General features: G+C 72.2%; 10 protein-coding genes and 1 pseudogene. 7 read left to right on the top strand and 4 right to left on the bottom strand.

What is annotated here, in order from left to right; translation table 11 throughout:
• Positions 1 to 14 precede the first annotated feature (14 nt).
• From J2X46_RS17655 to J2X46_RS17645, 3 genes are read left to right on the top strand one after another with little or no spacing between them, the layout of a single operon-like run.
• Complete coding sequence (locus J2X46_RS17655) at positions 15 to 992, top strand: MoxR family ATPase (protein WP_310252867.1); 978 nt, start codon at positions 15 to 17, stop codon at positions 990 to 992.
• Complete coding sequence (locus tag J2X46_RS17650) at positions 989 to 2,194, top strand: DUF58 domain-containing protein (RefSeq protein WP_310252865.1); 1,206 nt, start codon at positions 989 to 991, stop codon at positions 2,192 to 2,194. The genes J2X46_RS17655 and J2X46_RS17650 overlap by 4 nt, the downstream gene beginning before the upstream one ends.
• Entirely contained in the window at positions 2,191 to 4,443 is a 2,253-nt protein-coding gene (locus J2X46_RS17645; protein WP_310252863.1) for a transglutaminaseTgpA domain-containing protein, read from the top strand. The genes J2X46_RS17650 and J2X46_RS17645 overlap by 4 nt, the downstream gene beginning before the upstream one ends.
• On the opposite strand, the gene J2X46_RS17640 is transcribed toward J2X46_RS17645, so the two are convergent.
• Positions 4,378 to 5,199 (bottom strand): class I SAM-dependent methyltransferase, encoded by an 822-nt coding sequence (locus J2X46_RS17640; RefSeq protein ID WP_310252862.1) that lies wholly within the window; start codon positions 5,197 to 5,199, stop codon positions 4,378 to 4,380. The genes J2X46_RS17645 and J2X46_RS17640 overlap by 66 nt on opposite strands.
• Before the next feature lie 57 nt (positions 5,200 to 5,256).
• On the opposite strand from J2X46_RS17640, the gene J2X46_RS17635 reads away from it, so the two are divergent.
• Complete coding sequence (locus tag J2X46_RS17635; protein WP_310252861.1) at positions 5,257 to 6,156, top strand: phosphotransferase; 900 nt, start codon at positions 5,257 to 5,259, stop codon at positions 6,154 to 6,156.
• 30 nt (positions 6,157 to 6,186) lie between these two features.
• Here the strand turns inward: J2X46_RS17635 and J2X46_RS17630 are convergent, their stop codons facing one another.
• Complete coding sequence (locus J2X46_RS17630; RefSeq protein ID WP_310252856.1) at positions 6,187 to 8,586, bottom strand: binary toxin-like calcium binding domain-containing protein; 2,400 nt, start codon at positions 8,584 to 8,586, stop codon at positions 6,187 to 6,189.
• 358 nt (positions 8,587 to 8,944) lie between these two features.
• Between J2X46_RS17630 and rpsA the strand changes: the two genes are divergently transcribed.
• Together rpsA and J2X46_RS17620 are read left to right on the top strand one after the other, a co-directional pair.
• Positions 8,945 to 10,426 (top strand): 30S ribosomal protein S1, encoded by a 1,482-nt coding sequence (rpsA, locus tag J2X46_RS17625; RefSeq protein WP_310252853.1) that lies wholly within the window; start codon positions 8,945 to 8,947, stop codon positions 10,424 to 10,426.
• Between the two features lie 166 nt (positions 10,427 to 10,592).
• Positions 10,593 to 12,026: a GDSL-type esterase/lipase family protein gene (locus J2X46_RS17620; protein WP_310252851.1), complete on the top strand. Its 1,434-nt coding sequence runs from the start codon at positions 10,593 to 10,595 to the stop codon at positions 12,024 to 12,026.
• A gap of 177 nt (positions 12,027 to 12,203) precedes the next feature.
• On the opposite strand, the pseudogene J2X46_RS17615 reads toward J2X46_RS17620, so the two are convergent.
• Together J2X46_RS17615 and J2X46_RS17610 are read right to left on the bottom strand one after the other, a co-directional pair.
• Positions 12,204 to 13,262, bottom strand: a pseudogene (locus tag J2X46_RS17615) (class I adenylate-forming enzyme family protein); the annotation flags it as partial.
• Between the two features lie 39 nt (positions 13,263 to 13,301).
• Complete coding sequence (locus tag J2X46_RS17610) at positions 13,302 to 13,460, bottom strand: hypothetical protein (RefSeq protein ID WP_310252850.1); 159 nt, start codon at positions 13,458 to 13,460, stop codon at positions 13,302 to 13,304.
• A gap of 93 nt (positions 13,461 to 13,553) precedes the next feature.
• Between J2X46_RS17610 and J2X46_RS17605 the strand changes: the two genes are divergently transcribed.
• Positions 13,554 to 14,504 (top strand): helix-turn-helix domain-containing protein, encoded by a 951-nt coding sequence (locus J2X46_RS17605; RefSeq protein WP_310252848.1) that lies wholly within the window; start codon positions 13,554 to 13,556, stop codon positions 14,502 to 14,504.
• Positions 14,505 to 14,510 lie beyond the last annotated feature (6 nt).

The following is a 14,510-nucleotide window of genomic DNA, read 5'->3' as shown; positions in this document are numbered from 1 at the left end:
AGCTCCGCGACCGCATGACTGAGATCGCGACCGTCCACACCGACGACGTGCGGTGGTACGCCGACACGTTCGAGCGGGTCGTGCACAACGTGGAGTCGGCGGTGCTCGGCAAGAAGCACGTCGTGCGACTCGCGCTGACGTGCCTGGTGTCGGGTGGCCACCTGCTGCTCGAGGACCTGCCCGGCACCGGCAAGACGATGCTGGCGCGCGCGGTGGCGAAGTCGCTGGACTGCTCGTTCGCGCGCATCCAGTTCACGCCCGACCTGCTCCCCTCCGACGTCACGGGCGTCACCGTCTACGACCAGGCGCACGGCGAGTTCTCGTTCCACCCGGGCCCGATCTTCCACAGCATCGTGCTCGCCGACGAGATCAACCGCGCCTCGCCGAAGACGCAGTCGGCGCTCCTGGAGGTGATGGAGGAGGGCCACGTCACCGTCGACGGCCGCACCCACGAGGTGGGCCGGCCGTTCATGGTGATCGCGACCCAGAACCCGATCGAGCAGGCCGGCACCTACCAGCTGCCCGAGGCGCAGCTCGACCGGTTCCTGATGCGCACCAGCGTCGGGCACCCCGACGCCGAGTCGACCGAGGCCCTGCTGGCCGAGTCGCGCGTGCGCGACCGGGCTGCCGGACTGAGCCCGGTGGTCGGCGCGAGGGAGATCTCCCAGATGGGCCAGCTCGCCGACATGGTCCACGTCGACCGGGCGATCATCAGCTATGTCCGCCGCCTGGCCGAGGCCTCGCGCGACGTGCCGGACGTGCGGATCGGGCTGTCGAGCCGCGGTGCGCTGGCGTGGATCCGCGCCGCGAAGGCGTGGGCTCTGGCCGAGGGCCGCGGGCACGTGGTGCCCGAGGACGTCGCCACGCTGGCGCGTCCGGTCCTGGGCCACCGGCTGCTCATGGCGTCCGGCGCCGCCTTCGGCGGCGTCACCCCCGAGGAGGTCATCGACGACCTGCTGGTGCAGGTCCCGGTGCCTCGCGACCGCGCGTGAGTGTGCTGCAGGTCCCGCGCACGGCCGCCCTCGGGCGGCTGCTCTCCCGGGTGGTCGCACCCCTCCGCATGCTGACGGGGCTGGGCCGGAGCGTCCTCGTGCTGGGCATCGTCACGCTGGTCCTGGCGGTCCGGCTCAACTGGCAGGAGTTCACCCAGCTCGCCGTTGTTGCCTTCGGCCTCCTCGTGCTGGGCCTGGTCTGGCAGGTGCTGCCCGGCACCCCGGTCGCGCAGCTGGTGCTGCGACCCAACCGCATCGTCGAGGGCGGCACGCCGCCCACGGCGACCCTGAACCTGCAGGCCGGCGCTGCGCCCATGCTGTTCCCGAAGGTCACGGTCCCGGTGGGACGCCGCACCGTCTCGCTCCGGCTGCCCTTCCTCGCTCCCTTCGCCCGCCACACCGAGGCGGTGCCGCTGCCGGCCGTGCCGCGCGGGGTCTACGTCGTCGGTCCGGTGACCTACGAGAAGACCGACCCGGTCGGCCTGGTGACGCGCAAGTTCCACTCCGGCGACGCCCTCGAGCTGCTGGTCGCACCGCGCGTCACCGACCTCTCCGTCTTCGCCGGTGGTCTCACCAACGACCTCGACGGCGCGACCAGCCAGCAGCTCTCGATGAGCGACCTGGCCTTCCACGCACTGCGCGAGTACGTCCCCGGTGACGACCTGCGCCACGTGCACTGGCGCTCCTCGGCCAAGGCCGACCAGCTGCTGGTCCGGCAGTACCACGAGACCCGGCGCGGCCACGTCACCGTCCTCGTCGACGGCGCCCGGTCGTCCTACCCGCGGCTGCGCGACTTCGAGCTCGCCGTCTCGGTCGCGACCTCGATCGCGCTGCGCGCCGTCCGCGACGACTTCGACACCTACCTCCGCTGCGGTCCGCACCTGGGTCGCGGCCGCAACGCGATCGCGATGACCGACGCCGCCTGCCGCTTCACCGCGGGCGACGACGACTACCTGTCCCACGCCGCCGACGCGGCGGCGGCTGCCAGCGGCACGGGGCTCGTGGTGCAGGTGACCGGTGCGGCACGCGACCTCGTGCAGCTCGACCAGGCCGCCCGTCGCTTCGACCGCGGCGCAGACTGGATCGTCGTACGCGCCAACAGCGAGGACGACGCGCGGCTGCGCGACAGCGGCTCGCTGCGGGAGATCTCCATCCCCGACCTGGCCCGGCTCCGCGAGCTCCTGGCGCGAGGCATGCGATGAACCGGGAGCGCGGCACCGTCGTCGACGTGCTCGTCGTCCTGCTCCTGATGGCGGTGACGCTCTCGCTCCTCGACGACACCTTTGCCGACCGGAGCTACCTGGTGACCGGCCTCGTGCCGGTGGTCCTGCTGCTCGGTCTCGCGCTGGTGTGCAGACGCCTCCACGAGGGGGTGTGGTGGTACGCCCTGGGTGCTGTGGTCCTGTTCGCGCCGCTGGGTGCGTGGGTGGCGCTGCACCGACCGGGCCCCTACGTGCTACCGAGCCTCGAGACGATGAACCGCGTGCTCGGCCTCAGCGTCAGCGCGCCCACGACCCTCGTCAGCACCGTCCCGCCGGTCGACCCGAGCGGCCAGGTGATGCTGGTGCCGTACCTGATCGGCTTCCTCGCCGCCGCTCCTGCTGCGTGGCTCGCGGTGGCCACACGCAGCACGCTCGCGCCTGCGGTGCCGCTGGTGGCCGGCCTCGCCGCGACGATCCCGCTGGGCGTGCTGGTGCCGACGTTGCTGGTGCCGCGCGGCATCTTCTTCGCCATCGTGCTCGTCGTCTGGGCGGCCGCCCGGGCCCGCCGGCGCGAGGCCCTCGTCGGCGAGGCGCGTGGGTCCGTCGCCGCGGCGATGACCGCGGTGCTCACGGTCACCCTGGTCTCGGGTGTGACCAGCCTGCTCGTCCCCGACCGCAACGAGGTCGACCGGGTCCTGCTCAAGGGCGACGGCAACAGCGCCGTCGTCGCCGGCGCGGCCGACTCGGTCGTGCCGCGCCGCGTGGGTCGTCGCAACGAGCTGTTCAAGGCGACCGGCGTGCCCGAGGGGCGGTTGCTGCGCTTCGCCGCCCTCGACCTGTACGACGGCCAGGCGTGGGTCCCGGCGGACGAGTCGCCCGGCACCGACGGCTTCGGCACCTTCAAGCGCATCGGCGAGAACGTCGAGCCGCTGCACGACGGCCGCTCCGTCGGTGTGCGGATCCAGATCCGGCCCGGCTACTCCAGCGACTGGCTGCCGATGCTCGGTGAGCTCACCAGCCTGCAGCTCGACTACACCGACGGCCGCACCCAGCTGGCCGACGTGCGCTACAACCAGGCCACCTCGAGTGCCCTCGTCATCGGCGGCGTGAACACCCGCGACGACTACACCTTCGGCTCGGTGCTCACCGAGGACCAGTTCACCCGCCGCGACGCGACCCAGGAGGCGACCGAGGACCAGCGCCAGCCGGCGGGGGCCTTCCTCGACCAGTACGTCAAGCCGTTCGACCGCGCCGAGATCCGCCCGATCGAGCGGGTGCTCCTGCTGGCGCGCTACCTGAGGCTCAACGGCACAACCCGCTTCACCGGGTCGTCGTCCCAGGCGCCGGTCGACCTCGGGCTGCGGCTGCTCGGCTCGAAGGACATGTCGGGGACGCCCTTCCAGTACACCGCGGTGATGGCGCTCGGCGCCTCGCGGCTGGGTGTCCCGGCCCGGGTCGTGACCGGAGCGGAGCCCGCCCCGAACGGCCTGGTGACCTACGACGACGTCACGTCCTGGGTCGAGCTCCAGTTCGCCGACGGCACGTGGCGGCCCCTCGACCCCCAGCGCTATGTCGGCGTCCACCTGGTGGCCGAGGGCGACGCAGGCGCTGGCGGGGCCGGCGACCCCGGCGGGTTCGTGGAGGAGCAGCTCGAGGAGGCGGCCAAGGGCAAGGACAAGGAGATCCGCATCCCCAGGGGCACGCCGATCGTCCTGCCGGAGGGCACCGCCGTCCGCGAGCCGCTCTCGCCGTGGGCGGTCATCCTGCGGGTCGTCGGTGGCGTGCTGGCGGGAGTGCTCCTGGCGCTGCTGCTCGTGCCCGTCGTGAAGCTGCTACGTCGCGGTCGTCGCCGGCGCGCGTCGTCGTGGTCGTCCCCCTACGTCAACGGCTGGCAGGAGGTGCTCGACGCCGCGCGCGACCGGGGCACGCCGGTCCCCGACACGTGGAGCCGCTTCGCGCAGGCGACGCGGCTCGGTGCCGGACTCGAGCTCGCGCGGCAGGCCGATGCCGCGGTCTTCGCCGCGCAACCGGCCGACGTGGAGGAAGGTCGCGCGTTCTGGGACGAGTGCCAGCGGCTGCGCCGGCAGCTGGTGCGCGAGGCCGACGCGCCGCGCCGGGTGTGGGCCCACCTCAACCCGGCCTCGCTCCTCGCCGGCTGGGCGCGCAACCGGTCGCGGCAGGCGTCAGCGACCCGTCAGGTGCGCGACGAAGATCGCGGTGCCCGGCGTGAGCAGCCCGCGGGTGCGTGACCAGCCGCCCCACACGCGGTCGTGGTCGGCGGGCCACTCCGGCTCGACGAGGTCGGCCAGCGTGAAGCGCTGTCCGTGCAGCAGCCGGACCCAGTCGCCGAGCGTGCGGTGGTGCTCGACGTACGACACCACGCCGGAGGCGTCGTCGACCTCGACGTAGGGGGTGCGGTCCCAGTAGGACTGCGTCGCGGTCAGGCCGGCCTCGCCGGGGTCGTCGGGGAACATCCACCGCGTGGGATGGGTGATCGAGAACGCGAACCGACCGCCCGGCCGGAGCACACGCGCGGCCTCTGCCACCGCGGTCTCGATGTCGCTGACGAACTGCAGCGCCCCGAAGGAGCAGAACACGACGTCGAAGCTGGCGTCGGCGAAGGGCAGGTCGGTGGCGGTCCCGCGCACCGACGGGACGGCGACCCCGGTCTCCTCGTCGAGGCGCAGCGAGTGCTGGAGCTGGCGGTGCGACAGGTCGAGCCCGAAGCCGCGACCGCCGTGCGTGCGCACCCAGCGTGAGCACTGGCCGGCGCCGCTGCCCACCTCGAGCACGTCGAGGTCGGTGACGTCGCCGAGGATGCCGAGCTCGTCCTCGGTGTGCCCCTCGGGCCCCCACACGAACCCGGCGTCGCCGAGGAACGCGCCGTGGGTGGCCTGGTACTCGTCGGCGTAGCGGTCCCAGTCGGGGCCGTTGGCGAGGCGGGACTCGTGCTCGGTCACGGGACGACGCTCGACCCGGACGGACTGGGGCAGGTGGTCCTCCACACGGAGAGCGTACGGGTGGCTGGCGCGCCTGGACGGGGCGCGTGCCACGATCTCCCGGTGAGCGACCTCGGCACCTCCCTGACTCCGCTGTCGGGAGGTCACTCGGGGCGCACGTTCCTCGGCGACGTCGGCGGCGAGCGGGCCGTGGTGCGGGTGTACCCGCCCGGCGACCCCCGCGGTGCCACGGCGCCGGAGGTCGACGCCGCGGTGCTGCGGCTGGTGCGTGGGCTGCTGCCGGTGCCGGAGGTCGTGGAGGTACGCCGCGAGCAGCCGCACGACCTGCAGCCAGGGCTGCTCGTCACCGAGTGGCTGCCGGGGGAGCGGGCCGACCTCGTCGTCGCGGACCTCGAGGCCGCCGGCGACGCTGACGGCCTGTCACGGCTCGGCGCGGAGACCGGGCGCGTCGCCGGCATGCTCGCCGGCATGCCGATGCTGCGGCCGGGGCCCTTCGTGGACTCCACGCTGACGCTGGGGGAGTTCCCCGACGGTGGCCTGCTCGAGTGCGTGGAGCACCGACTGACCGGCTGGTCGGAGGGCGAGCGCGCCCGGCTCGGCGAGGTCGCCGCGCAGGCCCAGGACCTGCTCGACACGGTCGACCGCGCGAGCCTCGTGCACAGCGACCTCAACCCGAAGAACCTGCTCGTCGACCGCGATACCTCGAGCGTCACCGCCGTCCTGGACTGGGAGTTCGCCCACGCCGGGCATCCGTGGACCGACGTCGGCAACCTGCTCCGCTTCGAGCGCCACCCGGCGTACGTCGACGCGGTGCTGTCGGCGTGGACGAGCCTGCGCGGCGGAACCCCGGAGCAGCTCCTCGAGGGCGCCCGGTCCGCCGACCTGTGGGCCCTGGTCGACCTCGCCGCGCGCGCCGGCGCCAATCCGGTCGCCGACCGCGCGGAGACGTTGCTCCGCGCGATCGGCGAGTCGGGCGACGTGCACGCCTGGCCGTTCGGCTGACCCGACGGTCAGGCGCTACGTGCCCTGGGATCAGCCCACGTCCCCCCGGTCCTCCCGCGGAAGGAGCATCCGGCGCTCATCGCGGCTGCGCGGGCCCGAGGCGTAGTTGGACGGGTCGGAGCGGTACGTGACCTCCCGGCCGTCGCTGACGCCTCCGCGATCGGTGTCGCACTTCGACGGGTCCGTCCTGTGCTTGCCGAAGCGCTTGTTGGCCTTCCCGGTCTTCTCCACCTTGTCGGACAGGCCGTCGCGGTCGGTGTCCTTCTTGGTCGGGTTGGTCCGGGTGAGACCGATGACGATGACCTTCCCGCCACGCAGGACCACGCGCTGCTTGATCTTGTAGCCCACGACCTCCGCCCGGTCGGAGAGGCCGTCGCGGTCGGTGTCCTTCCTGGTCGGGTCGGTCGCGACCTTGATCCACGACCGTGCCTTGCGGCCGCACACCTTGAACCGTTCACGGATCCGGAAGCCGACGACCTCCGGGCCGTCGTTGAGGCCGTCCTTGTCGGTGTCGGCGACGTTCGGATCGGTGCCGTGGACCGACAGCTCCTGCCCGTCGGTGAGGCCGTCGCCGTCGGTGTCGGCCTTGTTCGGATCGGTGCCCTGTTGTGCCTCCTGGGCGGTCGTCAGGCCGTCCCCGTCGGGGTCGGCGGTCGGGGCGCCGGGCGCGGCCGGCGGGTCGTCGTCCACCGCCTTGTTCGGGTCGGTGCCCCGACCGACCTCCACGCCGTCGGTGACGCCACCGCCGTCGGTGTCCGCCTTGAGCGGGTCGGTGTCGTACGTGTTCACCTCGGCGCCGTCGGACAGCCCGTCGCCGTCGGAGTCGCCCTTCCCGGGGTCGGTGCCCAGGGTGGCCTCCTGCTCGTCGCTCAGCCCGTCGCCGTCGGTGTCGAGAGGCGCAGTCACGTCGTCGGAGCCGTCGAGCGGGTCGGTGCCGTGGTCGACCTCGTCGCCGTCGTCGACACCGCCGTCGTCGGAGTCGGGGTCGAGCGGGTCGGTCTTCTCGGTGTTGACCTCCTGGCCGTCGGTGAGGCCGTCGCCGTCGGTGTCGGCGTCAGAGGGATCCGTGCCGAGGTCTGCCTCCTGCTCGTCGGTGAGGCCGTCGCCGTCGGAGTCGGCGGCCGGGCCGGGCTGGTCGTCGGAGCCGTCGCTCGGGTCGGTCCCGTTCTGGACCTCGTCGCCGTCGTTCACGCCGCCGTCGTCAGTGTCGGCGTCGAGCGGGTCGGTGTCGTACGTGTTCACCTCGGGGCCGTCACGAAGGCCGTCGTCGTCGCTGTCCGCGTCGTTCGGGTCGGTGCCGAGGCCAGCCTCCTGGTCGTCGGAGAGCCCGTCGCCGTCGGTGTCCACGACAGGGTCGGCGGCGCAGGTGATCCCACCGGCCGGGGCGCCCGCTGCGGCGGACAGGGGTGCCACGTCCACCGTGGCGACGTTGACCCCGTTGCCCTGGAGGGGAAGCAGGTTCAGCGTGAGGTGGAGGAGTGCCGCGCTACCGGTGGCGCTCGTGCCGTCGGCCGCGACGGCGCGGGACAGTGCCCCGAGTGAGAGCTCGACCTGGAGCAGCGGGTTGGCCGGCAGGGTGAACCGCGCAGTCTCGTTGGCCGCGTCCAGCACGAACGGTGAGCCCGGTGCGCCCGGCGCGGTCACCGTGACCACGGGCTGGGTGTAGGTGACGTCGGCACCGCCGGGCCGACCTGAGGCGGTGGCCGTCAAGACGGGTGCCTCGCTGATGCCGACGGTGACCGTGTCGAACAGCTCGAGCGCGGCGACGTCGGTGGTGGCCGTCGAGGTGACGGCGCGCGCGTCGCCCACTCCCGGTGCCTGCGTCAGCCGCACGGACTGGGTCGCGCTGACGGTTCCCGGTGCCTCGAGGAGCGAGCCGACGGTGCCCAGGTCGAGCACCGAGACGTCCGCGGTCGACGTGGTCGAGGTGGTCAGCGGCGTACCGGGCGCCGGGCAGCTGCCGTCCGCAGCAAGTCGGGCGTGCGCCGTCGAGCTGGACACGCCTCCGGCGATGATCGGAGGTGCCGAGATCCGGGCGACCTGAGGACCGGTCGCCGGGTCCGGGTGGTCGGGTGGGGCCGTCTGCTGGGCCTGCGACAGGAGGCCCGACAGGTCGATGCCGGCGGCGTCGGCACCGAGGTTGGACGCGCTGGCCCGCGCTCGCGGCGTCGCGGCACCGAACGAGCCGGTGGTCGGCGCGACGTCGACACGCGCGGCCCGGATCCGCGGCAGCGGCTCCGGCAACCCGACGTCGGCGACGGTCAGGCCGAGCAGGCCGGCGGAGGTGGTGGCGGTCGCACCGTCGGGCACGACATCGGGAGTGGCGGCTGGTGCTGCCACAGCTGGTGACTGGCCGAACGCGAGCACGGAGCCCGGGACCAGGACGAGTGCGGCGACGATGCGCAGCCTGCGGCTGCGGTGTAGTGACATGTGTATTTCTCCCCGTGGTTGTCACAAGCGCGGGGCCGTGGTCTGGACCCCTCAGCTCATCAACGACATACCCACAATGGGGTAACGCAGGGGTGCGGCGATGACCGTGGTGGTCCAGTCCGGGCGGCACGTCGCCGTACGCCTCCCGTGAGCGTGGGCGGAGCGTGGGCCCCGGTTGGACTCAGGACCTCGGGCACGCGTACTCTTAAGTGTTGCGCCAGTCGTCCGCCCGGGTTCCATACCGAGCGAAACCAGGCTCGCCGGGCTCCCGTCAGTGACCAGTCACCGACGGAGGCCAGTGAAACAGGCGGCTGCGTGCGTCCGCACGACTCCATCCATCCAAGGAATCACTTCCCATATGACGAGCACGCTCTCCACTCTTCCGGACTACGACGCGCCCCAGGTGGCCGTCAACGACATCGGGTCCGAAGAGGACTTCCTCGCCGCTATCGACGAGACCATCAAGTACTTCAACGACGGCGACATCGTCGACGGCACCATCGTCAAGGTGGACCGCGACGAGGTCCTCCTCGACATCGGCTACAAGACCGAGGGCGTCATCCCCTCGCGCGAGCTGTCGATCAAGCACGACGTCGACCCCAACGAGGTCGTTACCGTGGGCGACAAGGTCGAGGCCCTGGTCCTCCAGAAGGAGGACAAGGAAGGTCGTCTGATCCTGTCCAAGAAGCGCGCGCAGTACGAGCGTGCCTGGGGCACCATCGAGCAGGTCAAGGAGGAGGACGGCGTCGTCGAGGGCACCGTCATCGAGGTCGTCAAGGGCGGCCTCATCCTCGACATCGGCCTCCGCGGCTTCCTGCCGGCCTCCCTCGTGGAGATGCGTCGCGTCCGCGACCTGCAGCCCTACGTCGGCCAGACGCTCGAGGCGAAGATCATCGAGCTCGACAAGAACCGCAACAACGTGGTCCTGTCGCGCCGCGCCTGGCTCGAGCAGACCCAGTCCGAGGTCCGCCACGGCTTCCTGACCCAGCTCCAGAAGGGCCAGATCCGCAAGGGCGTCGTCTCCTCGATCGTCAACTTCGGTGCGTTCGTGGACCTGGGTGGCGTCGACGGTCTCGTCCACGTCTCCGAGCTCTCCTGGAAGCACATCGACCACCCGTCCGAGGTCGTCGCCGTGGGCGACGAGGTCACCGTCGAGGTCCTCGACGTGGACATGGACCGCGAGCGTGTCTCCCTGTCGCTGAAGGCGACGCAGGAGGACCCGTGGCAGCACTTCGCCCGCACCCACCAGATCGGCCAGATCGTCCCGGGCAAGGTCACCAAGCTGGTGCCCTTCGGTTCGTTCGTCCGTGTCGAGGAGGGCATCGAGGGCCTGGTGCACATCTCCGAGCTGGCCGAGCGCCACGTGGAGATCCCGGAGCAGGTCGTCCAGGTCAACGACGACGTCATGGTCAAGATCATCGACATCGACCTCGAGCGTCGCCGGATCTCGCTGTCTCTCAAGCAGGCCAACGAGACCGCTGCGGCCGCCGACGTGGAGGAGTTCGACCCGACCCTCTACGGCATGACTGCGACCTACGACGAGCAGGGCAACTACGTCTACCCCGAGGGCTTCGACCCCGAGACGGGCGAGTGGCTCGAGGGCTTCGACGAGCAGCGTGCGGTCTGGGAGGACCAGTACGCCAAGGCGCACGCCCGCTGGGAGGCGCACGTCAAGCAGCAGGAGGAGGCCAAGCAGGCCGAGGTCGAGGCCGGCGAGGCCACGTCCTACTCCTCCGGTGGCGACGCGGCGGCCGAGACCGGTGGCGACACCGGCGGCTCGCTGGCTTCCGACGAGGCGCTCCAGGCGCTCCGCGAGAAGCTGACCGGCGGCTCGAACTGATCCGCTGATCGCCTGATCCGCACGTAGCACCACGAAGGCCCGCCGGGACACCCGGCGGGCCTTCGTCGTACCTCCTTGCCTCGTGGGGCACGAGTCGCGTTCCGTCACGCGAGCCCGCCGTAGCGGGTTAGGGTCGTGGCTCGTTGGGGACGACGTGGGGAACGTGATGGGGCTGGTTCATCGGGGGACGGCGGCAGCAGCCGGCCTGGTCGTCCTAGCCGCGCTCGCGCCGGCTGTGGCACGCGCGGAGGAACCGACGCGGATCATGCTGGTCGGCGACTCGATCACGGCGGGCTACACCGGCGACTGGACCTGGCGCTACCGGCTGGCCACCCACCTCGACACGGTCGGTGCGCAGGTGGACTTCGTCGGCCCCTACGACGCGCTCTCTCCCTACCGCGGCGGTCCCTACGAGTACGTCGACCCGGACTTCGACCGCGACCACGCGGCGGTCGGTGGCCGACGTTGGGCGTCGACGCTGAGTGCTCCGGACGTCGGGCCGTCGGCGGTCGCCGAGCTGGACCCCGATGTCGTCGTCGTGATGCTCGGCGTGAACGATCTCGTCTTCGGCGGCGCGAGCGGCCAGGACGTCGCCGACATGGCCACCACGTGGATCACCGACCTCCAGGCACGGGACCCCGACATCGACGTCGTGCTGGGCGAGCTCACGCCGATCGCCTGGGCCGACGTGGCACCGGCGAACCTGGCGCTGGCCCGCCTGCCCGACTCGCTGTCGACCGACACCTCCACGGTGGTGCTCGCCCGGACCAGCCAGGACTACGTCGTGGACCAGGACACGGTCGACTACGTCCACGCCGACGCCTCCGGCGAGCTCACGATCGCGGCCGCGATGTCCGACGCGCTCGCCGAGCTCTCGATCGGCGCTCCGGCCGTGCGCCCGTTGCCGGTCGTGCCCCAGGGTCCGCGCCTCGCGCCCGAGCTGACGGCTGGCTGGACCGGGGACGACGACCAGCCCGCGGTGCACCTCGACTGGGTTCCGCACGGCGCGGACGGCGAGTACGTCTGGGTCCGGAGCGCCGACCAGCCGGGCTGGGCCCGGCTCCCCGAGCTGTTCACCGGCGACGGAACCGACCTCGACCTCGATCCGGCGCTCGACCACGACGTGCGCCTGCAGCCGGTTCGCGGGATCGTGCCCGCGGACGACGTCCGCAGCAACGTCGTACGTGTTCCGGCGCTGCGCCCGCCTGAGCCACCGACCAGCACACCCACGCCGACTCCCACCGACAACCCGAGCCCGACGCCCACCGTGCCCACGACCGAACCACCCACGACCCCACCGCCGACCACCGCTCCGCCGACGACCGCTCCGTCCAGGCCGGACCGCGTCACGCGAGTCCGGGCGCGCGTGCGCGACACCGGCCGTGTCGTGGTGAGGTGGCCGGCAGCGGAGGGTGCCACGTCCTACCGGCTCGAGGCCAGGCGTTCCGGGACGTCACGCTGGTTGCGGTTCGACGCCTCGCGCCGACAGCGACAGGTCCTCGGCCCGCTCCTCCCCGGTCGCTACGTCATCCGGGTGGTGTCCCTCAACTCGGCCGGTCGCCGGACCGGCGCCGCTCACCGCTTCCGCGTGCCGAGCTGAGCCAGCGCCTCGCGCCGTACCTTGCCGGTCGCCGTCATCGGCAGCTCCGGGACCGAGAGGTAGGCCTTGGGTCGCTTGGCCGGCGCGAGCACCGTGCGGGGGCGACGTCAGGTCGGCCGCCGACGCCGTGCCGACCACGGCAGCGCAGACCCGCTGGCCCCACTCGTCGTCCGGCATCCCGAAGACGGCGACGTCGTCGACGCCGGGTGCGCTGCGCAGCGCGTTCTCGACCTCGAGCGGGTAGACGTTGACGCCCCCGGAGATGATCAGGTCCGTGCGCCGGCCGTCGAGGTAGAGGTAGCCGTCCTCGTCGAGCCGTCCGACGTCACCCACCGTGAAGGCGGGTCCGGCCGGCGTCTCGCGCCATGCCGCCGCGGTCTGCTCGGGTGCGCCGAGGTAGGTGAACCGGGCGTGGTGGGGGACGGCGCACCAGATCCGCCCGTCCTCGTCGACGGACAGGCTGCGTCCGGGCCGCGCGCGGCCGACCGTCCCGGGGTGGGCCAGCCACTCCTCGGAGCGGCAGGCGGTGAACTGGCCCTCGGTGGAGCCGTAGAACTCCCAGGTCGAGCCGCGCGGGAACAGCTCGACCAGCCGTCGCTTCGTGGCCGGCGGGCACGGCGCGCCGGCGTGCGCGACGAGCCGGAACGACGACAGGTCCGGTACGCCGGCCTCGTCCCAGTGCGCGAAGAGGCGCTGCAGGTGGGTCGGCACGCAGAACATCGTCGTGGGCCGCTCGGCCTCGATCGTGGCAGTGACGAGGGTGGGGTCGAACCGGCCCGGCACCGTGATCCGGCCGCCGGCGAGCAGGGTCCCCATCGCGAAGCGCAGAGGAGCGGAGTGGTGCAGGGGGCTGAGCACGAGGTTCACGTCGCTCGCGCTGAAGCCCCAGAGGTCTCGCTCCTCGGCGACGAGGGCGGTGGCATCCGCCTGGTCCAGGAGGCCCGACCAGACGCCCTTCGGCGTGCCGGTCGTGCCGCTGGTGCAGTGGATCGGGCGACCCCGTGGCAGTGACCGCGTCCGGTCCTCCCGGCCGGCGAGGAGGTCGTGGACCTCATCGTCGGTGGTGAGCACGAGGTCGGGGGAGAGCGGAGCGAGGATCCGGCCCCGCTCGGCCTCGGTCAGCGCCGGGTCGAGCGGGATCGGGAAGATCCCGTCGGCGAGCAGCGCGAGCACCAGGTCGACGTACGCCGTCGAGCCGTGCACCAGCAGCGCGACCCGCGAGCCTTCAGAGAGCATCGACACGTCGGAGATTGTCCCCGACGGGGCGCACGACGATCAGGCGCGGGGGACCAGGTGCTGGCGGAGGTCGACGTCGCCGAGGTCGTCGAAGCGGTGGGTGGTGGCGGAGGGGCCGGCGAACCGGTCGTGACGGACGTAGCTGACCAGCACGGTGAAGAGGGCGGTCAGGGCCAGGAGGGCGAGGATGGTGTTCATGGCAGTAAGTCTGCGCCCATCTACTTACCGCCACCAGTGGCAGGAATGCCAGTATTAGTTGATTTACTGCCACACGTGGTGCAGTCTGTCGTCATGAAGAAGGTCGCCGTCGTCGTCCAGGAGCAGCCCGAGCCGTTCGGCCTCGGCGCGTTGTGCGAGGTGTGGGCCGAGCCCTACCACCCCGAGGACGACAACCCGGTCTTCGACTTCAAGGTCGTCACACCGACGCCCGGTCGCCTGCAGAGCCGGGCGGGTTTCGACCTCGTCGTCGAGCACGGGCTCGACGAGGCCGCCGACGCCGACCTCGTCTGCCTGGCGCCCATGAGCGACCACCGCAAGTCCTCGCCCGCCGTCGCGGAGCTGATCCGCGCCACCCACGACCGGGGCGCGATGCTGTTCGCACACTGCTCCGCGACCTTCATGCTCGGCGACGCGGGCGTGCTCGACGGGCGCCGCTGCACCACCCACTGGCGCTACGCCACCGAGCTGGCCGAGCGGTTCCCCGAGGCGATCGTGGACCGTGACGTGCTCTACGTGCAGGACGGCAGCATCGTGACCGGCGCCGGCTCCGCCGCCGTGCTCGACGCGGCGCTCCACGTGATGCGTCAGCAGTTCGGCGCGAAGGTCGCCGCGACCACCGCCCGCCGCATGGTGGTCCCTCCGCACCGCGATGGCGGGCAGGCCCAGTTCATCGCCCGTCCGGTCCCCGTCTGCGAGTCGGAGGCCCTCGCGCCGCTCCTGGCCTGGATCAGCGCCAACCTCGCCGAGGAGCTCGACGTGGAGACCCTCGCGCGGCAGATGCACATGTCGGGTCGCACCTTCGCCCGGAGGTTCAAGGAGGAGACCGGTACGACGCCCTACAGCTGGATCCTCGGGGAGCGCGTGCGCGCCGCCCAGGAGCTGCTGGAGCAGACCGACCACTCGATCGACTGGGTCGCCGGCGAGGTCGGCTTCGGCAACGCCGCCACGCTGCGTCACCACTTCGGCCGCTCGCGCGGCGTCAGCCCGCAGGAGTACCGCCGTACGTTCCGGACACCGGCCTGACCCCAG

The organism is Nocardioides sp. BE266, from assembly GCF_031457855.1.
Taxonomy (GTDB): Bacteria; Actinomycetota; Actinomycetes; order Propionibacteriales; family Nocardioidaceae; genus Nocardioides.
This window is presented reverse-complemented; position numbering and strand designations above follow the sequence as displayed.

Coding starts and splice junctions, on each gene's coding strand:
- J2X46_RS17655 (WP_310252867.1), top strand. CDS start 15: ATGACTGAGATCGCGACCGTCCACACCGACGACGTGCGGTGGTACGCC.
- J2X46_RS17645 (WP_310252863.1), top strand. CDS start 2,191: ATGAACCGGGAGCGCGGCACCGTCGTCGACGTGCTCGTCGTCCTGCTC.
- J2X46_RS17630 (WP_310252856.1), bottom strand. CDS start 8,586: ATGTCACTACACCGCAGCCGCAGGCTGCGCATCGTCGCCGCACTCGTC.
- rpsA (WP_310252853.1), top strand. CDS start 8,945: ATGACGAGCACGCTCTCCACTCTTCCGGACTACGACGCGCCCCAGGTG.
- J2X46_RS17620 (WP_310252851.1), top strand. CDS start 10,593: ATGGGGCTGGTTCATCGGGGGACGGCGGCAGCAGCCGGCCTGGTCGTC.
- J2X46_RS17610 (WP_310252850.1), bottom strand. CDS start 13,460: ATGAACACCATCCTCGCCCTCCTGGCCCTGACCGCCCTCTTCACCGTG.
- J2X46_RS17605 (WP_310252848.1), top strand. CDS start 13,554: ATGAAGAAGGTCGCCGTCGTCGTCCAGGAGCAGCCCGAGCCGTTCGGC.